The sequence below is a fragment of the Halobacteriovorax sp. RT-2-3 genome, assembly GCF_047085075.1.
GTDB lineage: Bacteria > Bdellovibrionota > Bacteriovoracia > Bacteriovoracales > Bacteriovoracaceae > Halobacteriovorax_A.
The window spans coordinates 170157-192388 of the sequence record NZ_JBKIYF010000001.1; the positions used below are offsets into that span (position 1 = coordinate 170157).

At 36.2% G+C, this 22232-nt stretch carries 15 protein-coding genes; 5 read left to right on the forward strand and 10 right to left on the reverse strand.

Annotated features, from left to right (window positions below; all coding sequences use genetic code 11):
* Positions 1–49 precede the first annotated feature (49 nt).
* A complete protein-coding gene (locus ACMAYX_RS00835) occupies positions 50–3232 on the reverse strand; it encodes a hypothetical protein (protein WP_412469480.1) in 3183 nt (1060 codons plus the stop codon).
* 236 nt (positions 3233–3468) lie between these two features.
* Here ACMAYX_RS00835 and ACMAYX_RS00840 point away from each other — a divergent pair, with 236 nt between their 5' ends.
* Together ACMAYX_RS00840 and ACMAYX_RS00845 are read left to right on the forward strand one after the other, a co-directional pair.
* Positions 3469–5130, forward strand: coding sequence for an RDD family protein (locus tag ACMAYX_RS00840; protein WP_146037785.1), 1662 nt, complete (start codon positions 3469–3471; stop codon positions 5128–5130).
* Positions 5131–5153: 23 nt separating this feature from the next.
* A complete protein-coding gene (locus tag ACMAYX_RS00845) occupies positions 5154–5951 on the forward strand; it encodes an undecaprenyl-diphosphate phosphatase (RefSeq protein ID WP_103217103.1) in 798 nt (265 codons plus the stop codon).
* Here the strand turns inward: ACMAYX_RS00845 and ACMAYX_RS00850 are convergent.
* Genes ACMAYX_RS00850 through ACMAYX_RS00885 form a run of 8 tightly spaced genes read right to left on the reverse strand, consistent with a single transcriptional unit; the run spans position 5928 to position 14038 of the window.
* Positions 5928–6905, reverse strand: a complete 978-nt coding sequence (locus ACMAYX_RS00850) for an NAD-dependent epimerase/dehydratase family protein (RefSeq protein WP_412471389.1) — start codon at positions 6903–6905, stop codon at positions 5928–5930. The genes ACMAYX_RS00845 and ACMAYX_RS00850 overlap by 24 nt on opposite strands.
* Before the next feature lie 4 nt (positions 6906–6909).
* On the reverse strand, positions 6910–8541 hold the full coding sequence (locus ACMAYX_RS00855; protein ID WP_412471390.1) for a fatty acid CoA ligase family protein: 1632 nt from the start codon (positions 8539–8541) through the stop codon (positions 6910–6912).
* Positions 8525–9391: an alpha/beta fold hydrolase gene (locus ACMAYX_RS00860; RefSeq protein WP_412470585.1), complete on the reverse strand. Its 867-nt coding sequence runs from the start codon at positions 9389–9391 to the stop codon at positions 8525–8527. Before ACMAYX_RS00860 ends, ACMAYX_RS00855 begins: the two co-directional genes overlap by 17 nt.
* Positions 9391–10419 (reverse strand): 3-oxoacyl-ACP synthase III, encoded by a 1029-nt coding sequence (locus ACMAYX_RS00865; protein ID WP_412471391.1) that lies wholly within the window; start codon positions 10417–10419, stop codon positions 9391–9393. Before ACMAYX_RS00865 ends, ACMAYX_RS00860 begins: the two co-directional genes overlap by 1 nt.
* A gap of 10 nt (positions 10420–10429) precedes the next feature.
* Entirely contained in the window at positions 10430–11818 is a 1389-nt protein-coding gene (locus ACMAYX_RS00870; protein ID WP_412471392.1) for a phytoene desaturase family protein, read from the reverse strand.
* A 45-nt stretch (positions 11819–11863) separates the two neighbouring features.
* Positions 11864–12109 (reverse strand): acyl carrier protein, encoded by a 246-nt coding sequence (locus ACMAYX_RS00875; RefSeq protein ID WP_103217109.1) that lies wholly within the window; start codon positions 12107–12109, stop codon positions 11864–11866.
* A 25-nt stretch (positions 12110–12134) separates the two neighbouring features.
* Positions 12135–13379, reverse strand: a complete 1245-nt coding sequence (locus ACMAYX_RS00880; RefSeq protein ID WP_103217110.1) for a beta-ketoacyl-[acyl-carrier-protein] synthase family protein — start codon at positions 13377–13379, stop codon at positions 12135–12137.
* Positions 13376–14038, reverse strand: coding sequence for a GbsR/MarR family transcriptional regulator (locus tag ACMAYX_RS00885; RefSeq protein WP_103217111.1), 663 nt, complete (start codon positions 14036–14038; stop codon positions 13376–13378). The genes ACMAYX_RS00880 and ACMAYX_RS00885 overlap by 4 nt, the downstream gene beginning before the upstream one ends.
* A gap of 336 nt (positions 14039–14374) precedes the next feature.
* Between ACMAYX_RS00885 and ACMAYX_RS00890 the strand changes: the two genes are divergently transcribed.
* From ACMAYX_RS00890 to ACMAYX_RS00900, 3 genes are all read left to right on the forward strand, one after another.
* Positions 14375–15220, forward strand: coding sequence for a hypothetical protein (locus ACMAYX_RS00890; RefSeq protein WP_103217112.1), 846 nt, complete (start codon positions 14375–14377; stop codon positions 15218–15220).
* Positions 15221–15365: 145 nt separating this feature from the next.
* The gene (locus ACMAYX_RS00895) at positions 15366–18494 is read left to right on the forward strand and encodes a hypothetical protein (RefSeq protein WP_412471393.1); all 3129 of its coding nucleotides are present in this window, start codon (positions 15366–15368) and stop codon (positions 18492–18494) included.
* On the forward strand, positions 18491–21328 hold the full coding sequence (locus ACMAYX_RS00900; protein ID WP_412471394.1) for a S8 family peptidase: 2838 nt from the start codon (positions 18491–18493) through the stop codon (positions 21326–21328). Before ACMAYX_RS00895 ends, ACMAYX_RS00900 begins: the two co-directional genes overlap by 4 nt.
* Here ACMAYX_RS00900 and ACMAYX_RS00905 read toward each other — a convergent pair.
* Positions 21321–22127, reverse strand: a complete 807-nt coding sequence (locus ACMAYX_RS00905; protein ID WP_103217115.1) for a TIGR02147 family protein — start codon at positions 22125–22127, stop codon at positions 21321–21323. The two genes, ACMAYX_RS00900 and ACMAYX_RS00905, sit on opposite strands and share 8 nt — an antisense overlap.
* Between the last annotated feature and the right edge of the window lie 105 nt (positions 22128–22232).

The following is a 22232-nucleotide window of genomic DNA, read 5'->3' on the forward strand; positions in this document are numbered from 1 at the left end:
TTAGGCCTCCCATGCCCTTGAATCAATATAATCTTTTATTCTTTTCGTCTTATTGAATCATTCCATCTGACGCTAGGTCACGATCGATCTTTTCAATAAGTCCTGGAATAAATCCTTTTTGACCGTATTGAGAACCATTGATGGCCGCACAAGCAGTTCCACTATATTTCTCACCAATACGGTTCCATTCACTTTGTAGTCCTGGAGAGCTAATTTGAGTAATAATCTTGGCCTCGTAAGCAACTCCTAAAGCGACTAACTTATCTTTTTCAAAGTCTTTTCTTTCTCTCGTAATACATTCTTCTTTTGCTGTATCGGCCTTGCTGTCACATAGTTTACCAACGTATTGGTCACGCCCAGAAGAGAGCATTTTACAAAGACCTTTTCCATCATAATCACCACTAATTTCTGATGCTCTATTCTTAAGAGACTGAATCTGTTGAGCGATAATTAGGTTCTTATCAGAAATCTCCTTAAGAGCATCTTCACTCATTTGAGTATCTTCTTTGATAAAGTTTTGAATCTCTTCTTTATACTTACTCTCATCTTCAGATAGGTTGTCTGTTAACTTGTCTGTTAGAGATGTAATAAGTTGCTCATCATTTTGTCCACTATTAGAACAAGCGCTTTGTAGCTGAGCTAGAGATTTACCACTATTTGTTGACTCTTTAGAATCTCCATCTGATGGAATACTTCCTTCCGCTGATGCACTTGCACATAACTTCTTATACTCAGAGATTTGTTCAAAAATTAGTGTACTTGATGATCCACCATTCATTGCCATTTGAAGAGGTGACTGTCCACCTGCTTGGGCCTGTAGGATTGAAGCGATCTCAGTTGCATCTGAATAAAGATCACTTGCATTATTGTCTCCAGTACAACCTGGTCCTGGACTAGAGTCCTGTAGACCTTTTAACTTGTAACAGAACTCAACCTGTTGTTGTGATGCCTCGGCAGCTTTCTCTGCACCTTCTTTCGCTGCTTTTTGAGCTGCTTGATTTCTGTCGTTAATTGCAGTGGCACAGTTCGATACGAACTCTTGCCATTTTCCTCTTTCTTCTTGAAGGCTCTGGTTAATTTTTTCAACTTGAGAAGCTAGGTGAGTATTTTGATTCTCAAACCATTTGTTAAGGTCTGCTCTCATGCTTGCACTGTTACCATTCATTCCTGCAAGAAGGTCACGCATAAAGACTTCAGGATCTTTTTCTAATAGAATACCTTTCGTTTCAGCTTCATCCATTGCTTGATCAAGGTCTTGAAGTTTTCCAAAAGTTAAACCTGAAGAAGCTGGAATACCATATGCTCTTGCCATTTCTGGTGTTAGGTTAGGGAACATATTTTTGTATGCATGATCCGAAACTTTTTGCATATGTGCTTGCATTTGCGCCATAAGTGCTTTTGCTTTATTTTCGTATTGCTGCATTTGTGCGTTGTAGACGTCTGCTTTTTGCTTAAGTTCTGCTGTTTTTGCGTTTACTAGTGTTTCTGTAAAAGTAGCACATGTATTAACATTGTCTGAACAAGCTGCGGCCTGTGTTACACAAAATGATTTACTAGAAGTTTCGTAAACATCTGGGCCACACTTGCTAAGCTCAACTGCATTTCCATTACAGTTGTAAATAAGCTCATCGATTTCGGCCATGATACTTCCACTCCCTTCAGAGGCAAGTGTTCTCTTTGTAAGAGACTGAAGTTCTTTAGCTTCTGCCTTAAGTGCTTTCGCTTCAGCACGGTATGTTTCAAGGTTTGCTACATCACCAGCTGGCTTAAGGTCACCATTGTAGATGGCCACACATTCATTTTTAATATCGCTATAGTATTCTCTAGCTGTTTTTGTCACACTTTTTCCACTGCTATTAGAAACAGTGATTCTAATATCATTATTATTAAATGAATTTGCTACGCTATCTAAAGAAGATAATGAAGTCGGATCAGAGAAGGCATTTGAAGCAGCTCTTTTAAAAGATGATAGTGTATCACCTTGGTTCCCAAGTCTAACGTTATCAAATGAGTTAACTGCTTGGTTAATTGGAGTCGAGTAGGCTGCGGCATTTTTACCTGTCATACATTCGATAATGAATTTTTCTTTGTATGAGTCTTCTGATTTTGAAGCTAAGCGATCAACTTTAATTAAAAAACTTGGATCATCAAATTTTGGAAGGTCTGCATCGCTTACACCAAGACTAGAAAGCATTGTTTGAACTTTCTTAAGTTTTGCTGTTGTATTTTGAGCAGCAAAAGTTCTTGCAGATGAGAATAGGTTAGCAAATTGAGTACCTTTGAAAAGGTCTTCTCTTAATGCTTCATCATATCCACCTGTAGCAAGTCTTTGAGCAACTTTCTTCTTATCAGACTCAATTTGATTTCTCATTGTGATAAGAGAGCTTCCTCTAAAGCGCTTTGCTTTACGATCATCACTGCTCATTCTATCTTTTAATCCTACTAGGCCACCTTGCTTCTTGATGATTTTATTTACATCATATGCTTCTACACATGAAGCAGGCATTAATTTGTTAAAGTCAGTATTAATAAAGTCCTGACTTACGTTATTTCCACCACCATTTAGTAGGGCATGGATTTCTTTAATTTTGATTCTATTCTTCTTTTGAATTTCTGCTACTTGCTTAAGCTCTGCTTCGAATTGTTCAATCATGCGATCATACTGAGATGTCATTGAAGCAAAGTTATCTTGAATACTCTTCATACCATCTTCGATACATTGAGATCCAATGTAAGGAGGTGTGTTTCTTGGTTTTAGAAAACTTGTATATTCGTTTAAAATATTTTGTCCAAACTCTAGTGCCTGCTCTGGAATTTTTAGATTCCCACCAATATTACAAGCTCCGTTTGGTGCAAGGATTGGCTCAGGTGCAAGAGGACAATTAAATGCAGGGTGCATTCTTCTAGACTGAAGCTTTTGTTGAGCATCGGCCTTTGACTTGTTGAAAGCTTGAAGTGCTTGGATCTCTGTATTTGAAAGACGTCCTTGGTTGTACATTTGTTGAGAGATATCCCCAATCATGTTTAGACCACCAATAACCGTCTTCATACCTGAACCAGACGTGAACTCTGACCAAGACTCACCATTTTTCTTAAAAGCGAATGCGCTCATTGGAATAGATGAATGAATAAGAGTCAGTGCCATTACGCTAACTTTAACTTTTTTGAAAGAGGAACTCGTTCCTTTCTTTCCTAAGTTATTTTGCTCTTTGGCCTTCGTTAATCTTTTCACTTTACTTCCCCTGTCAATTCAATGCTTTATACTTATCGACATTTTAGTAATTTTCTTTATTTTATTAATGAATCGATGCCTGACCTAATAAATTGGTTAATAAAATGGCCAGGGGTGCAAATAAGTCGCTGATTTTATGTGATGGAACATGAGATTTCATAGTGTTAAAATACTTCTATAATTGAGAATATTTAAAATTTCAGTGCCAAAAATAGTGGCCGTTGGTTGATTTATCTATGACGTTTTATTCAAATCGCTACCTAAGAATTACTGCTACCATCATCGATTTATGCCTGTGCTTATTTATAAGTTATGCTCTACTTGGTAGTGAATTTATCTTATCCATTACAAATGCTATTTTTTCGATAAAAAATCTAAGCGCTTCACTACAGCATCTCTATGTTTATCTGATGACGTATTTTCTCTACGTTTTCTATTGCTCATTATTTTTCAGCATAACAATTGGACAATACTTTTGTGGTGTAAGGATCATTGCTAATACGGCCATGCAAAAGAGATTGGGTGCAATCATGCGCTTGATTCTCTTACCAGTACGCTTATTACTTGATGTTTTTGCAAAGGGGATTGAGTCTCCATTTAGTGTGAGGCTTACAGCATCCCGAATTACATATAAGTCAAAAGTAGTCTCTTATCTCATGGCCACAATCATCTGTGTTGTTGCAATTGGAGTAACTCCATTTAGTGCCTTAATGTATAAGCAACAATTGTTTAGCTCGCAGTTTGTTGATTTCGGCCTAAAAACTTTTGTTGAGGGTGAAATTACTGATTTTGAATCTTTTGCTGAAATTGGCTCAACATCTTTGGGATTTTCAAGTTTTACAAATTTAGATAATTCGAGATTTACAATTAGGCCTAGTTTTGAAATTAGAAAAGTTGATTCGAAAACGATTTATCGTCCACTAATTTCTATTTGGGATACGAAGCTTAATAATAAGGGAATCTTTAAAATTTCTTCTCGCTTTGATCTTTATTCGTTGGTTAAGATTGCTCGTGATAATCTGTTTCTATTTGATCTGTATTATCCCGAGTTGAGTAAAGTATTAGAGTTATCAAAAAGGGGAGATGATGAACTTTACTATTTAAGTAGTAGAGCTAGTTTGGAGTTATTTGAATTGATTTCAAATGCATTTCTCGTTAACTATAAAAGTATTCCGAGTTTACTATTAAGGGGTCATTTTCAATTCCTTCCTTATCTTCAACTTAAGTTAGAATTAGAGAAGTTACTTGAAATAACTAATGATAATTATATCGACTTTATTAAAAGTGGTGAAAATATCCTGATTAGAAAAAAAGATTATTCTGGTGAAAATATAATTTACCGTGAGACTTTTTTCAGCCTTTCACTTCTAAGGCCTGTCGTTTATAAAAGCATTTGGGACAGAAACCTTGATAATGATAAAGCGCAAACTGCTTTTGCAAATGCTCTTTTTTTTAAAGCAAGATGGGGAGAGCAAGTAAGTGAACGCTTAGCAATTTGGGTAAAAGATCAGATTTTTAATCCATTGGCAGGTTTTGATCTTATCTCTAATAATTCACAAGTCGAGATCTCGAAAAACTACTCCCGTGGACTAGAGAACTACCTAGTTGAATATTACAAGAAAGATGCAATTAGAGCGATAGAGTCTGGAAATGATAATTATATTTCTAGTGTACGTTCGGCCTTACAGCGATTTGCATTAGTTTTTCAACTAGCAATGGAAAAAAATGTAAATTCTTATTCAAAGGCAACAATAAAAGGTTTTAATGATATCTTACTTGCTCTAAAATTAAAGGATGCAAAAATGCTTTCAGAATTAAAGAGTAATTCTGAAGACAAGAAAAAAGATACGTCAAAAAATACTAAAAAGAATAAAAGTAAGCGCAAACGCAAGCGTTAAGAAGTAACAAAGGAAGTTGAGAGATGACATTATGGATGGCAGTCGTCTATGGAATTATTCAGGGGCTAACAGAATTTTTACCAGTTTCTAGCTCTGGACATCTCGCTCTACTACCTTTTATCTATGAGTTTAAAGACCCAGGTATTTTCTTTGATTTGGCCATGCACGTAGGGACTGCTCTTGCGGTTGGTATCTATTTTCATCACGATGTGAGAAGAATTGCTAAGAACTCTTTCTTATTTTTTATTCCCGGAAGAAGCTGCGATAACTTTACTAAGAACTTTATTATAGCAACTTTCTTCACGGGCTTTTTTGGCCTAATCTTAAAATCTACGGCCGAAACTTATGGCCGAAACGAAGTCTTTATTGCATTTAATTTGGCGTTCTTTGGTATTTTACTTTTTATTTCAGATCGAATCGGTAAGACGAATAAAAATATGGAAGGCTTCAGGGCATCTTCTTCAATTGTAATAGGCCTTTCGCAAGTTCTATCAATCTTTCCTGGTGTTTCTCGTTCTGGAATAACAATAACGGCAGCTCGATTTCTAGGGCTTTCAAAAGAGGATGCTTCTTCTTTTTCATTCCTTTTATCTCTTCCCTTAATCTTTGCCGCATTCTTATTAAAGTCTTACAACTTGATTGGCAATCCACAAGACGCTCAATTTGAGGTTTTAAATTGTGCTATTGGCGTTCTTGTTTCTTTTCTTGTAGGCCTTGCGACAATACATTTCTTTATGAAATTGATTAAGCGAATTCAATTCAGCTACTTTCTGATCTATCGCTTAATCCTAAGTGCTTTAGTTTTTTATCTTCTCAATTGATTCGTCGATTGAAATTCTTGGAGAATAGCCAAAATCATTTAATGCGTTATTGTGTTTAAAATAATGAGATGTTCCCATTTGAAGGGCCACAAATCTTGTCATTGCCGGTTGGCCATCGTATTTACCGATTAACTTATAGATGAACTCACAAATTGCACCAATAATGTAGACTATCCTTAATGGTACTTTCTTTGTTAAAGGAGCAACTCCTTTTGCCATAAGTAGTTCATTAATAAAGTGCCATAGATTTACTGGTCGCTCTTGACCAATAAAATAGGCCTTACCTTTATTCTTGGCCTCTCCAACAAGCTCATTTAGGGCCATTACATGCGCATAAGAGGCATTCTCGACATAGTTAATATCGACGAGATTATCTCCATGACCAATTATTTTTAATCGTCCACTCTTGGCCCTTTCAACTAGAGTAGGGATGATATTCTTGTCTCTTTCTCCGTAGATTAAATGAGGGCGAATTGCTGTTGTTAGAAGATCTTGAGTGTTTGCTGCAAGGACAAGCTTTTCCGCAATAGATTTTGTCCTGGCATATTCATTCAAATAATTTTCTGGATATTCTAAGGCTTCATCACCATTTTTTATTTCATCTTTTCCAAAGACAACACTTGGGGTACTCGTGTAGACAAGATATTTAACGCCTGCTTCTTTCATTGCTTTTAAAAGATTTTTTGTTCCTTCAATATTAATTCTTTCAAAATCTTCTTTTCTTCCCCACATCCCAACTTTTCCGGCAACGTGGAAAACAGCATCGATTTCAGACAATGCGTTTCTGATATCTTGATAATTGGTAAGGTCTCCTTGGTGTGTTTTTATACCCAGCTCTTTAACTTCATCAGTTTCACGTCTAGAGAAGTTAAATACATCATGACCTGCGGCCAAAAGATCCTTTGCTATATGATAGCCTAAAAAGCCTGTTACACCTGTGACGAGTATATTCATTTAATTACCTAAGTTTTCCCTGTTGTGCCATTTGGGCCAGTGCCTTGCGATCAATTTTTATATTATGTCTAATATCTACTGGAAATTTAGAACAGATGTAGATCTCATCTATATCTTTAGTATGACTATATTTATTTGCCATAATCTTAAGCTCTTGCTTAAGGCGTGATTTATTAAGAACTCGTCCTTTCGGTTCAATACTCAGGGCAGGACGAACACGGTTATTTCTTAAAATCCAAATCAGTGCCGATTTATTTACTTGAGGGTGCTTATTGAAAATTGCTTCCGTTGAAATAGGGTAGTATGTCGTAGCGTGGGCCTTTACCTGATGGGCCTTTCTTCCATAAAACCATACTCGCCCTTGTGCATCTATCTTTCCAAGGTCTCCCATTCGGTGCCAGAATGTATCACCATCATAAATTTTAGCTTCTCTCGTTTTGTTTGGAAGCTCATGATAGGCCGCTGTCGCAGTTTTTGTACGAACAATAATTTCCCCAACAACACCTTTTGCTAATTGCTTAGTATCTTGAATGTCTTTGATAACACCATCAACATCTTTAATGATTCTAATTTCGACACCAGGACAAGGTAGGCCTATACAAGTTCCACCACCTTGTGCCGTCTCAAATTGTGTGTTCGTTAAGACTTCTCTTCCATTAAAGCAGCTCACAGGCAAGCACTCAGTTGCTCCATAAGGTGTATAAGTGTCAGCATCCTCTCGTTCAAGGCGAGCGATTAGTTTTTCATGGACTTCATTTCTAACTGGCGCTCCAAACATGACGACATATTTCACCGTCTTTAGTGTTTGGTTGGTTTTCTCTAGGTAGTCCCCAACGCGCTCCCAAATTGCTGGTGAGCCAGCAATGAAAGTGGCACCATTATCATTAATATTCTTAACAAGTGCCTCAGGATTACATTTTGCAGGCTTGCTTGGGTTCATATCTGGAATGACACTCGTCATCCCCATCGACATTGTAAAAAATGAAAAGAGGGGAAAGCCTGGTACATCAACATCTTCAGGTGTTAAGCCAAAGAGTTCTTGTAAGACATCAGTTTGACGATTAAAGATCTCATGAGTGTATTCTACACCCTTAGGTCTTCCTGTTCCGCCTGATGTAAAAAGAATTGCTGCAAGATCAGAATTTTCAACTTTCTCAGTATCATATGTTAGCTGATCTTTTTCTTTTAGTGACTTGGTTGTTGTTAAATGTGAAAATAGTTTACCTTCAGTCGTAAAATATTTTTTTATACTTTTGAAGCTATCCTTTTTAAACATTCTTAGGATATGAACAATATTTACTGCAATTAGGTAGTCAGGTTTTGCATCTTTAATCGCTTTAAAAAGGTTTTTAAGTCCCATTCCAGGGTCAATTAAAATTGGTATTGCTCCAATTTTAAAAAGTGCAAATGTTAGGGCAGGAAAGTCAAAAGATGGCCTTACAAATAAAAGAACCTTGTCTCCTTTTTGAATTCCTTCCTGGTTTAATGCAGCTGCATAGTGAGAGCTTAATTGATTAAATTCTTTAAATGTCAGCTCATCATAGAGATAACCACTACCAGTTTTTTTAGGGAATTTTAAACAGATTTTATCAGGTGTCTTTTGGGCCCAATTTTCGATCCTATGCGCGATATTCATTTAAGAAACCTTTTATTTCCTTAAGACAATTTTCTTTCTCATCTTCAATCACGTAGTGGCCAGCATCTTGGTATACTACATACTTGCTGTCAGGGTAAAAATCCTTCCAACGCTTTAGGAAATCCATATTAAAACAGAAGTCTTGAGCTCCCCAAAGAAACATCTTAGGGCATGTTACATTTTTCAAATTGTCTTCAATTTGAGAAAGCTTCGAATATGTTGGATGTTTACTTGATAAAGGGATATCCTTTACAAAGCGAGCTGTCGCAATACGATTTGCATAGTTATTGTAAGGATGAAGGTATCCTTCTTTAATATGCTTTGCTAAAGGCTTTGTCGTCGTCATAAAAGTTGCAGGCCAAGCGAATGCATTAAATGCACGCACCATTGGCTCTCCAATTACAGGCAGCTTACAAAGGGCAATTCTTTTTGGAATATCAAGAGATCTGAATGCTGCTGTATTTAGTAAGATTACACCAGTTACATCTTGCGGGCGTGATGTTGCAACACCCATTCCAATCGCACCACCCCAATCATGAACAAGTAGTTTAAATTTTTTCACTCCCAATTTATCTAGGAGAGTCAATACATTGTTAATATGATTTTCTAATGTATAGTCATAATCTTGTGGCTTATCAGATAGGCCGCAACCAAAATGATCTGGCACAATACAGCGGTATGTATCTTTTAATTCATTTACAATATTTCTGTAATAGAACGACCATGTTGGGTTTCCGTGAAGCATAACAATGACTTCAGCATCTTTATTTCCTTCGTCTAGATAGTGATAATTCTTATTCTCAATTTCGATGAAGTTACTCTTATATGGATATTCTGTTTTCCAGTTCATTACCAACTTACTCCTAGTACTGAGCATGATAGCCCAGACCCAATGCCAACAAGGGCAATTTTCTTACCTTTTTCAATTCCTTCAATGTCATTCATCTTTGCAAGAGTGATTGGTAGTGCGGCAGAGCCGGTATTTCCCAATGTATCAAAGGTATCAAAAGTTTTATGATTAAGTAGACCAAGTTCTCCCAAGACTATTTCTTTGTGGGCCTTTCCTACTTGATGGCCAATCACAATATCAATCTCGTCTTGATTAAGTCCTGAGTCAGCAAATGTTTTCTTTGCAAGGGCCTTTCCATACTTTAGTAATTCCTCTGAATCCGTCTCCATTACTAAAGATTCTGGATTCCCATCACCTTGACATAATTTATTTGCCGCTGAATCACTACGATTTGTAATAGAAGTAATTTGCGGCGCACTTGGTGCTTCGCTTTTGTGAGCAAGGCAGTAGGCGACACCTGCTGAACCAATTGTTAAATTTGCAAAGAATTTCTTCACAGACTTTCTTGTAATTGACTCGTCTTCATTTAAAGTTTTGATAGTATTTTCTAATAGAGGAGCGCTGTTTTCACCTGAAACAATAATGGCCCTTTTAATCGCACCTGTTTCAATCATATTGGCAACCACTTCCCAAGCACTCACCATTCCAAGACAAGCATTTGAAATATCAAAGAGCATGCACTCGCTAGGCATCTCTAAATTTGAGTGTATTACTGATGCTGTTGATGGCTCAAGAAAGTCACGACATACACTTGAATTGATAAGAAGATTTACATCTGCTTTTTTAATTCCTTTCTTAGATAATTTATCTAAGAGTTTATTTGCAGCTTCTGTTGCAATTGAACTTGGCCTAGTTGAGTTAGGCCAAAAACCACGTGATTTGATTCCCGTCATAAGCTCAAGCCTTCCTTGTGGAAGCTTTAGTCTCGTGTAAAGAGGTGAGAGCAGCTCTTCAAGTTTATCACTTGTTAGAACCTCTGGCGGTTCGATGTATGCATAGTCTTCTATTACAACATTATTATATTTCATATGGTGCCTTTTATTCCATTAATCCATGTAGGTTTGCCATGGAAATTCCACTTAGCATGGATCCGATAATCCCAAGGAAGCCTTGATCCGTTCCGCATAGATAAAGTCCTTCAACTGGAGTTCTTCCATCTCTTAGCTTATCTGTTGATCCATATACACATCCACGAAGGTGTCCAGTGTAGCGCTCAATTGTATGTGGAGTGAAAACATCTTTGAATTTCACATCAAGTGAGGCATTTGGATATATCTTTTTTAAAGTTTGAAGTGATTGCTCATAAACTTCATTTTTCATCGCAAGGTAGGCCTTGCGATCTGAGTTTACTAACTCTTTCCATTTTTCATAATTTGCCATATAGGTAAGGCGAATAACTCCCTCATCACTATCATCACTTGCAAAATTATTTGGAAAGCAGATTACGGCGCTCTTATTGTCAATAAAGTCGCTTGGCCCGCGATACTGATAATCTTCTCTCTCATTATAGAAAAGAATAGTATCATTCATGTCAAAGTCTTTTGGTCGCTCATCAAGACAAAGAATTGTTTCACAAAAAGTCATCGGTCCTACTGCAACCTTTTGTGCGCTTTGACCTTCTGTAATGGCCATCGTTTCTGGATGTCCCATGCTTGAGATGACCTTGTCACATTCAAGGATTTCACCATTTTCAAGAGTCACACTCGTTACTTTATCTGAGTTAGTGTTAATAGAAGCAACACCTGCGCGAAAACGAAGTTCTCCGCCAAGTCCTTCATACTTATCAAGTAAGAGGTTAATGATTTTTCTAACCCCACCATCAGGTCTTGCAAAACCTTCAAGGTAGATACTCTTAAACATGATAACAAATTGAGAGAAATCCATATCATCTTCCCATGCTGATCCGTAAATCAACAGCGGAGCAAAAATCATGGAAATTAGCTTTTCATTCTTAATATATTTTCTGGCAACATCTTTTGCCATATAAGTTTCATTATTTAGGGCGACTTCGTTGAAGTCTCTAATATAGGCAACAAATTGATTAAACTCATCAATTGATGCTGGGAATTTGTCTGCAATTTCTTGCGTAAGAACTGCAAAGTCATTTGTAAATGTCAGTGTTGTCTCAGGGAATATAATCTTTGATTGTTTCTGTTCAATAAGATCAAGTTCTGACCAAGGAATTCTTAGTTGTTTAAGAAGTTTTGTTAGAGGTTTTCCTCTTTCTCCTCTGGTCGCAAAATTTGTTAGGGCATGAAGGCCAACATCGAAATTTCTTTTACCGCGACGGTAGTAAGAGTTAAGCCCTCCTGAAATTGAGTGTTTTTCTAAGCACACAACTTTCTTGCCAAACATAGCAAGGCGAATGCTTGCTGCAAGTCCACTCATTCCAGCGCCAATTACAATTACATCATATTTTTGTGTCATAGTTTTTACTTTATAAAAGGGCCACGGTTGTGGCCCTTATTAAATTTATTGAAATTTTGGTGTTAGGTAAGCAACACAAGAGTTCATTGAAGCTAGCTCAGGGTAATCTTCTTGAGGTACTTCAATTGAGTGTTGTTTCTTAAGTTCCATTACGATATCAAGGAAGTCCATTGAATCTAGGTCTAGTTGATCTCTTAGTGGAGTTGCATCATCGATTGAAGTTACATCGTCATCAACTGCAATATCTGCGATAATATCAACTACGATTTGTCTTACTTGTTCTGGTGTCATATTTTTCTCCTGTGATAATTTAAAGTTAAGCCTTAGCTTCGTATTTTTTTATAATTAAAGTTGAATTAATTCCTAACATCCCAAATGAGTTGTTAAGGATATATTTAACGTCTTTCTTTAGTGGTGCTTCAAGTACAAGCTGATCCATTGCACACTCAGGATCGATTTCATCAATCTTGTGACATGGGTGTACTAGGCCATCTTCAAAACTAGGTAGGTTCCCTGCAAGCTCAAGTGCTCCGGCCGCACCCATTGCATGACCAATTAAACCTTTAGTGCAATTTACTGCAACTTCTGGTGCATCTTTAAAAGCTTCTTTTATTCCTGCTACTTCTTGGATATCACCCATCTTTGTACCAGTTGCATGAAGGTTCACAATATCGATATCATTAATTGTGATACCTGCTTTTGCTATTGCTTTGTGGACACATTCCATCTGGCGCTCAGGATTAGGAAGAACAAAGTCTGTTGCATCACTATTTGTATGATAACCTGCAACTTCTCCGTAAATCTTAGCTCCACGAGCTAGAGCATCTTCTAATCTTTCTAAAGTGTAGACACATCCACCTTCTGAGATAACGATTCCATTTCTATTATTATCAAGTGGGCGCGAGGCACGCGTTTGATCTTCTGGAAAATCTGCTAGTGCACCTTGTGCTTTGAAAGATACATGGTTACCAAATGAGTTCGATGACTCTGAAACTCCACCAGCAAGTGCAAGATCAACTTCTCCAAGTTGAAGCATTTGAACTGCTTGAATTAGTCCCATATTTCCTGCCGCACACGCAGCTCCAATTGTATAGTGAGGTCCAGTAATTCCAAGGTTTAGTGAAACTTCCCCTGCAGGATTATTTGCAACTGTTCTTGGGTTATGGTGATGAGTCCAAAGCTCAGGCTTTTCTTCATTGTTTTTATAAAATTGGAAAAGCTCTTCTTCAGTTTCAACAGGTCCGTGCTCTGTAATACCTAAGTAAATACCAATTCTTGATTTATCAAGTGTTGCAAGATCAAGTCCAGCATCATCGAGCGCTTCTTTTGAGCAGTAGACAGAGATTCCACCGACGCGAGTTCCACGTTTTCTCATTTTTCCTTTTTGGTGCTTTCTTTCGTCAAAGTCACATTTTCCTACAGGGATCTGGCCCATAAAACGTACTTCTTCATAAGTGATTCCCGACTTTTGCTCTAAAAGAGCGCAGCGGAATTCATTTAAGCTATTTCCATTTGGTGCAGTAAGGCCTACACCCGTGATGACAACACGAGATAAGTTCATTCATTAACTCCATTATTACTATGTTTTTCATTTTCTATTTTTGAAACAATATTAAGGAAAGAGTTCCTTAAACCAGATGTGATCCCTGACTTTATTTGATTAATATCTGTCAGTGAGTTCTTCAGCACTTTAGTGACCATTGGAAACTTTTCAATGGCCATATAAGGATTATCAAGCTCCTTGCTAATAGAGATGATAAATTCACTTAGAGACCTAGCAAATCGAGTCGTTGTTAGGATGTTAGTTAAGCGCTTCTTTCTTTTTTCATCGTGAACAAATTTAAGAGATTCTTGTGTGATATTTTCAAATTCTTCGATTATTTCGAGCTCACGCTTCTTTACGATATTTGAGACAATATTGATGGCATCATCATTGGCCTCATGTATCTTCATACGTTTAATTTCTGGGTGATCATGAGTGATGATCATTTTATAAGTCGCAAGAGTCTTTAGAGCACTAGAGACTGCAGGCTGAGATAAGCCTAAGATTTTTTCAATTTCATCAGAAGCTAGTGGCCTAGATGAATAGACAAGTACACCAAAGATGGCACCTTCAATTCTTTTAAAGCCAACTTTTGAAAAAAATGCTTCATAATGAGGTAAGTACTCAAGTAGCTTCTTTTCAACAATCTCAATGTCCATATCAACAGCTTCTTTCATCTTGAAATAACCTTTATATTTTAAAAATAAAATATAAGTAATATTGTCTAAGTGGTCAATCTTAAAAGGATCCTAAATCTTTATTGGTGTGCACAGTGTCTTTATTTTGCGATGCAAGGTGCATCTTGGACCTGATATTTCTAACAGTTTCTTAAAGCACCAGTAAATAATCCAGTTTAGGGCCAATGTGGTACTAAAAACATCAACTTTATGAGACAAAAGTTGGCATGAATCTTGAACTAGTTTCATTATTCTAATTTTAAAATCACGAAGATTTTATTAATGACTGGCCTTGCTGAATAGCAGAGGTATCAATTTTTTTGAGGGAGAGTATAAATGAAAAAATTATTAGCGGTTGCAGCACTTGGTACGTTACTTGTTTCTTGCGGTGGGAGCGGAGGCTCAAGTTCATCGTCTACTTATGGAAGATACACTTCTCCATATGTGACAGCACAAGGTTTTGTATCGGCACTTAATAGTGTAGATCCTTATTACTATGACCTAAACACTCTTGAGAAGGATCAGTATGATTCTCTTAGAGAAGATTTCTTTGTTTATTTCGATGCTAAGTATAATGAGTTCGTAGCAGTTGATATTACATACCTAAGAACACTTGCATATTGGGATTACTATTCGAATAACCAAGGTTTAGCTGATGAGTTCCGTGATATTCAATCAGATGATGCTTGGGACTATGGAATCATCGGTGATGGATGGGGTGATAACTATGAAATCGTTGATTATGTAGGATCTGATGTATTTGGTGATCCAGTATTCCAAGGTTTTGATACTGGTTACTACTATGAAGATGAAGAAGAGACAATGGATACAGGTCTTATGGCCGCAAATGATGAAGAGCTACAGATGTTCAATAAAGCATCTCTATACTCTCAGGCCTTCAAGCTTCCTGCTGATAAGGCACTTTCTCTAGTAACGATGGAAAAAGAAGTTAAAAAGATGCTTGATAATGCAAAAGATGGTGAGCTACTTGAGCAAGATCAACAAGCAATCGCAAACAATATCAAGCACTTCACAGGTAAATCAATCGAAGAGTTTATGGCAGCTAAAAATGATCTAAATGCACGTGAACAAATCATTGATGATGTAGCTGGACACCTAGGAACAACGACTCAAAATATCGAAGACGTAATTCTTCCAGAGCTACTTTCAATTGAATTATAAGTAATTGAAATTATATCCAAATACCACACATTTAAGAGGGCCTGAATAGGCCCTTTTATTTTGAACTTGTACATCGCTTAAACAGCACTTGTAGATCTTTCAAAAGATCGGTCTCATGCGCCAAATATTGTTATTTTATAACGTAATGAAAATATTAAATTTAAGTATATTGATTTTACTGATCTCGATCTTAACGGCCAAAGTTTACGCCGCCGATGGACTTGTTGCCATTAATGGTGAATCACTTCCAGCAGGTGATCTTTATAGTATAGAATATGGGCCAATTGATTCAGAACAAGCATATGAGCTTCAGGCCGAAGGAGTTGATCTTTCAACTCTATCTCCCGTTTTATCTAATCTTTGGAATGGCGCCAATAATTTCTCCGATTACAAAGATGATCTCAACTTACCAATTAACGACTTTGAAACTTTGAATTTTTCTGGTGTGATTAGCTCTCCTGCGGGAGTTTTGAGGTTTAATGCACAAAATGGAGAAGGAAATTTTCAGGTACATTTATCTAAAACACTTCATACGATTCTTCTTAGAAAGAATATGCTTAGAAGATTAGGTTATGTTGTTCCAGCTTCGAAGTATCTTAAAAATATAAGAATTAACTTCAAAGATGAAAAGCAAAAAGATTACTTCAAAGATGTTGAGCTAGTAATTAAGTTGGGTGCTTCTTATAAAAACTGGCTAGTTGAAGAGGGAAGTGATTTTCTTGTTTTAAAAGATATCTTTGTAAGGCAGCCTAAAGAAGACGATTTCTATGATGTTGCTCTTACATCAATTAATGACACAAAAGACTTAAGAACACTAAGAAGTCTTATCGTGGTTTATTCACTTCTAAATCTTGAAGAATCGATTAATAAGTATTCTTTTAATTTTCTAAAAATAAAAAATGATCACTTACTTTTTGAGTATCCTAGTTCAACTGATTTCAGTGCTACTTATGATGATGTAAAATGGATTTCGCGATTAATCGGTGATCTTAATCGCCACGAGATTACCCAAGTCGTAAAGCAGTCACACTATCCGGCCGTCGTTGAAAAACTATTAATTGAAAAGATTATTGGCCGTCGAAATAACCTTATATCAACACTTAAGTTAAATGCACCACTTATTGAATATAGTAAGGATATTAAAGACCCTCTTGTTAAAGATGGATTTCTAATTCCACATGAATTTGAAGGTTACGCTGGCCAGTTTAGCTTCGGTGCTAGTAAGTCGCCAATGGATGATATTCCGGCCTTTCTCTTTTCTGAAGCGCAAAGTAGTACATTCAAATGGATTACGGGCAAAATTAGTGAAGGACTTAGCGCATTTGATCTATCAAAGGCCAAGGTTAAGTGGTTACAAGAAGATTTCCTTGCAAATAAAGACTACGCTATTGATTATTTTGCGGAACATGGAGAGTTTCCACCTCTACCTTTCTCATCTTGGAAGTCTCCAGTTGTTAGAGGAAATATTATATTTGGCCGAGACATCGTTGTTGGTCAAAGCCTTGGTACGGACAACTTTGTTCAGCTTGCTGACACAATTGGCTTCACAACAAACCTTGGCCTATTTATTGGCCTAGAAAGATTTATTTCTCAAACAACAGGTGGGTCAGTTTTTCCAAATATTGGGATCAATACAAGTTACACGCATGTAAGGCCAGTTCAAGACCTAAGAGTCGCCGTAAAGACTCCATATAAGAATATGCTAGTTGGTAAGACACTTCGTAATATTGAAGAAAAGCTTAAGCAGTCAATCAATATCTCAGACCTTGATAATGAAACGAGAAGAGAGGATCTTCACGCAATTTATAATGAAATTTCTCAGCAATTTGGTGTTGGTGAGTCCATTATTATTTCGACTTCAGTTGTACCTGATGTAACTCTTTCTCTAAATGCTCCTTTATTTGGCGTTGCAAACGGTTATGGTTCAATCAGTACAAAATATAAGGAACTTTCGAGAATTCATATTACAAGAAAGTCAAAGTACAAGTTTCAAGTCTACTATGATGAGGCCAATGTTAGTGAGGTTAGGGCACGTGGTGGCCTTTCATATTTAATTCCAATTATTATGAGTGAAGCGGCCGCAATTAAGTCAAAGCTTGATTTAAAGTTTTATGAAATCAATATGGACCCTGAACAAGAAGATTTAGAATTTTCTAAAAATGCGGTTAAGTTCCTTTCTATTCTAAGAGATCGTTCTAATGAAGCAATGGGGCCAGAAGATATTCAAGTGTATAATCATTCAAAGGATTCTACTTTTAACCTAAATCTACTTTTCTTTGTTTCACGTACTTTAAAGTCTATTACAGAGCTTTTTGTGAAAATTAAGGATCAAGTCAATATTAAGTTAATATCATCGACTTATGGTGAAATGGATGGGATCGCTGCTGGAAAATTCTTAAAGAATATTGCCTCTTATCATCTAAAGAAATTTATTAATAATTTAGAAGTAAGCTTTGATAAGAGCTATATCCCTATGATTGAAGAGGCCAAGCACTACTATCAAAATCCAGGTAAAGAGCTTTTTGGGGCCGCAACGACTTATGAAACTAAGTTTGAATCTAAACTAAGTGATATAAATGCCAAGGCAAGCTTTGATAACATGAATGAGCTATATCTTCACTATCGTAAAACTCATGAGAAGGCGATCATGAAAGAGAAGACAATTAAGAAGTATCTTAAAAAAGAGAATGAAGCTTTCAATCTTGATTTCTATACGCCTTCAGATGCGAATGATGCTGGTGATATGCACTTTGTTCGTCTTGAGAGTAAAATTCACTTCTTTGATAAGTCAGTTAAAAAAATTCTCTCAATTACTTCAAGAGATTTAGATAAGATTTCTCAAAAAATGAAAGTCAGAAATTGTTTTAGAGGTGGAAATCGAGACAATGATAACTCCGGGCGAACGATATCTGAAAAGCTACGTTGTGGCGACCTTGATCCAATTAAGAGTAAGCTCTATTGGTGTAATAAGTATTTAAATAAGGCAAAGACTGAAAAAGGCCTTAAGTGTCTAGCTCATGTTGGTCACTACTTTGCTAAATACGTTGATGCAAGAACTTTACTCGAATTTTTCGGTGAAGATAATATGTATATTGAATCTCAACTTTCTGGCTACCGTGTTGGAAGTGAGCTAATGACTAAGCCTATTGTTGGAAATTCGTATGGGAAGATTAATTCTCGAAATTTTGGTGGGCCAATTAATAAATTAGTTACTGTCCTTGGAATGATTAAGGCTGAAGTTTTAGGCTTTTGGTATAGGGAGACACTAAAATGATAATAAGAAATATAATGCTCCTTTTTATCATGTTATATGCTCTATCTAGTCAGAAGGCTTTTGCAGTAGATCTTTCTGGGAGACAGTGGAATATCAAAAATACTGGTCAGTCTTATATTAGGAAAATTTCTGAGCTTGGATTTGAAAATATAGAGGGTATAAAAGGTGTTGATGTAAATTACTTTACAGAGAAGCAATTAGCTTCATTTGGTTCTAAGAAAATTATCGTAGCGGTTATAGATACTGGTGTAGACGTTGATCATCCTGAGCTAAAAGACAATATTTGGAATTATCCAGGCTGTATCGGTAAGAGTGATGAAGAGAAAAAGGCACTACCATGTCGTGGCTATAATGTTCTTGATGGAAATGGAAATGTTTCAGATGATATTGGACATGGTACTTTTGTGGCCGGGCTATTGGCCGCTAAAAAAGATGGGATCGGCGTTGACGGACTCCTTCCTGAAAATATTGAAATTATGCCAATTAAAGCGATTACTAACTTTAGAGGCTTTACGCATGAGGGAAGTGTTGTTTCTAGCTATATTGCAAAGGCCATTGCCTTTGCCGTTAATAATGGTGCACAAGTTCTCAATCTATCACTTGGTATTCCTAAAGTCATTGAAACTCCACAGATAGTAAGTGCCATTGAATATGCACTTAAGAAAAACGTTATAATTGTAGCTTCAGCAGGAAATAATAATAAGAGAAGAAATATATTTCCATGTAATTATAATGGTGTTGTTTGTGTTGGAGGTTATGATATTCAGGGACAAAAAGTATCCTCGTCAAATTATGGACAAACTGTAGATATATTTGCTCCTGGAGAGAAGCTTGTTGGGACGATTCCATCTAGTATGGAGTCGACTGTACTACGTGTCGGAAATTATGATATTAAAACTGGTACATCATTTTCTATTGCTCATGTCACGGCCCTCGCTGCAGCAGCAAAGCTTAAAGAAGTTAAGACTAATAGTTATGAGTTTCTTGCAAGGCTTAAAGCAACTTCAAGAACTCTAGAGACATCAGAATTGAATTCTCCTGATTATCAACGTTTTCATAATTCATTTAATGAGATTTCTAATACTTTTCTTTCTCCTTTATTTCTAACAAAGAATATCGATAGTATTTCAGTTTCATTTGATAAGAATAAAAAGCCTTTCGCTAAAATGAGTTTTGATATTCATTCAAATCAAATTTTAGAAAATGTGGATATTTGTTTGTCCTCAATTGTCTTTGATCCCACAAGAAGTTGTAAAAAGAATAACTTAAATAAAGGCCTTAATCGAATAGAGTTAAGTTCTTATTTAAGTGGCCTAGATATTGAGAGCTGGCAAAATCTTCATTTGGAGCTCATTCATGATGGAGTATCTCTCTCTTCAAAATCTTTTGAAGCTCAATTCTTCATTCCACTACCTATTGTTGAAAGTAAGAAGATTTCTAAAATTGCAGCAGGTGCTCTTTTAAGAATCGCTCCAAATATTAAGAGTTCCCAACTTCAAAAAGTTATCGAGTTCAATGCTAGCAAGAGTGAACAGGACTATTTTGTTTTAAATAGTCGCTCATTAAAAAGCATATTCTACCTATCTGAAGAGAATAAATCATTTGAGCCTTTTCAAATCAATTTCTCGCAAGACATAAAAGTTATTAGTGTCATGAAAGTCGATATGAATGTTGATGGTAAATTAGATATTCTAGTTTATGGAACTTCTGCTAATAATAGAGAGTATATTCTTGAGTCATTTGACTCAAGAGGTAGGCCGTTATTTGGCAAATATTCAAGCTGGAGCTTAAACGCGACTCAATTTGGTGGGCTTGATTTTAATCGTGGTAGGCCATATTTCAATTTTATCAAGGCCCAAACTAAAGAGTTGGGAACAGTCTTGGTTCCGCTTGTAAGTAAGGTATTTGAATTACCACAAATTGATAATAATGCAGATCCAATTGATTTTATGAATAATATCCAAAAGAAAAGGCCATATTACCTTCTACCTTCTCTTGAAGAGGAAAAATTGAAGTTGCAGATTCGAACTCTAGAATCATATAAATTTGATTCTAAATTAAGAAAGATGCTTGATCTTCCATTCTTCAAAAAACTACAATTCGTATCTTATCTTGAACAAGATAAATCCTCTCAAAATAGTGGGCGAGTTAGGCTTGTTTACGCCGTTGGAGAAGTTACATTTAATGAATATTATGAAATCGTATTTGATGATATCGACTCTTTTACAATTGATAAAAAGGGAAGATCTCTCCAGATTCATCAATCTAATATTGCTACAATAAGATCGACGGCAAATGGTGATTTTATTGATGAGTATCTTATTACACGCCAGCAGGAGTTGAATAAACTCTCATTTAAGCTCTCTGATGGAGGAAGAACTCTTCGTTTCCAAAGTGACTGGAATGATCCTTTAGCTTCAATTCTGGCCGTCTATAAAGAAGATGAAGCCTACTCTGTTTACATTGAAGGTCGTTATCATATTCATTTAGTTGTTACTGATGGTAAAAAAATTATTAGAACTTCGAAAACGGCCATTAACCGTGAATCAAGTTTTCCGGGTGGGAATTTTTCTCAGCTCTTTCAAATGGGCCAAATCAGTCCGTCTCAAGGTGCTATCTATACTGATATGCAAAGACTTTTCGGTGATAATATTCGTTTGATTACAAGTGAAGATCAGAGTTTAAGTAAGATGCTAAAATATAATTATGCAGTACCTTCTCAATGTGCACTGATAGGGCATACACAAGTTGAAAAATATATGCAAATAAGGCTTCATTGCCTTGGCCCTGATAATTTGTCATCTGTACTCATTTCAAATGGTGCAATTAATTAGTGAAAGGAAAGAAGAGTGTCGATAATGTAAAGATTTGATGCTCTTCACTGTTGCCATTTTCGCAGTCAAACTCTTCTGTAAATTCATCGATAAACTGCATGATCTTTTTCTTAGCATTTGAAAGCTCAGACTTTTTCACATTGATTAGAAAGTGTTCTAAGACCCTTTGTTCCTTTGGAAGGTAATAGCTGTCACTTGATAGTTCACAAATCTCTTTATGAAGAGGTAAGAACTGTGACATATCAAGTTTGTATTGTGGGGTATAATCTTTGTTCAGATAAATTTTAGAATTTTCTATATTGATGATTTTTGCACTCTTCATTTGTTTGATGATTTGTGCGTAATCTTCATGACCTTTATAGATTAATTTTTTAGAATTGAGATCTTTAATCGTATTAAAATCACTCCATTTAAGCATTTCTCTTAAAAGGGCCATTTCCCATTTAAATTCAACCTGTCGATCAGATCTTGTTACATCAGAAGTACGTTTTTCTACTATGGCCTTAAAGGTTTCTTCATCTCCTTTAGAATTCTTTTTAGCATCAACTAAGGTTTGAAAGAATTCGGCCTCTTTCTTATTGAGTTCAAGATTCTTAATGAGCATGGCCGTTATTTGTGGCCCTGGATGCCTTTGGCCTTTTATAATCATGGTTAGGCCTGAGACACTTGATATTCCAAGCTCCTTGGCCCAACGGCCAAATGTATACTTTTTATCGACTGCTTTACGACTTAGATAGATATCTTCTAAGTATTGACGATAATCAATATAGCTAAATAGGTCTATACCCCTAATTTCCATGGTTTACGTATCGACATCTCTTAGAAAACATTTAGTAAGTACCTAAATATATTACACACATACTTGATGAAAATGCTTGAATATAGGATAAATATCCCCATCATA

Bases quoted from the DNA above. Each gene is read 5' to 3' on its own strand.
- ACMAYX_RS00840 (WP_146037785.1), top strand. From the start codon at position 3,469: ATGACGTTTTATTCAAATCGCTACCTAAGAATTACTGCTACCATCATC.
- ACMAYX_RS00845 (WP_103217103.1), top strand. From the start codon at position 5,154: ATGACATTATGGATGGCAGTCGTCTATGGAATTATTCAGGGGCTAACA.
- ACMAYX_RS00850 (WP_412471389.1), bottom strand. From the start codon at position 6,905: ATGAATATACTCGTCACAGGTGTAACAGGCTTTTTAGGCTATCATATA.
- ACMAYX_RS00855 (WP_412471390.1), bottom strand. From the start codon at position 8,541: ATGAATATCGCGCATAGGATCGAAAATTGGGCCCAAAAGACACCTGAT.
- ACMAYX_RS00860 (WP_412470585.1), bottom strand. From the start codon at position 9,391: ATGAACTGGAAAACAGAATATCCATATAAGAGTAACTTCATCGAAATT.
- ACMAYX_RS00865 (WP_412471391.1), bottom strand. From the start codon at position 10,419: ATGAAATATAATAATGTTGTAATAGAAGACTATGCATACATCGAACCG.
- ACMAYX_RS00870 (WP_412471392.1), bottom strand. From the start codon at position 11,818: ATGACACAAAAATATGATGTAATTGTAATTGGCGCTGGAATGAGTGGA.
- ACMAYX_RS00875 (WP_103217109.1), bottom strand. From the start codon at position 12,109: ATGACACCAGAACAAGTAAGACAAATCGTAGTTGATATTATCGCAGAT.
- ACMAYX_RS00880 (WP_103217110.1), bottom strand. From the start codon at position 13,379: ATGAACTTATCTCGTGTTGTCATCACGGGTGTAGGCCTTACTGCACCA.
- ACMAYX_RS00885 (WP_103217111.1), bottom strand. From the start codon at position 14,038: ATGAAAGAAGCTGTTGATATGGACATTGAGATTGTTGAAAAGAAGCTA.
- ACMAYX_RS00890 (WP_103217112.1), top strand. From the start codon at position 14,375: ATGAAAAAATTATTAGCGGTTGCAGCACTTGGTACGTTACTTGTTTCT.
- ACMAYX_RS00895 (WP_412471393.1), top strand. From the start codon at position 15,366: ATGAAAATATTAAATTTAAGTATATTGATTTTACTGATCTCGATCTTA.
- ACMAYX_RS00900 (WP_412471394.1), top strand. From the start codon at position 18,491: ATGATAATAAGAAATATAATGCTCCTTTTTATCATGTTATATGCTCTA.
- ACMAYX_RS00905 (WP_103217115.1), bottom strand. From the start codon at position 22,127: ATGGAAATTAGGGGTATAGACCTATTTAGCTATATTGATTATCGTCAA.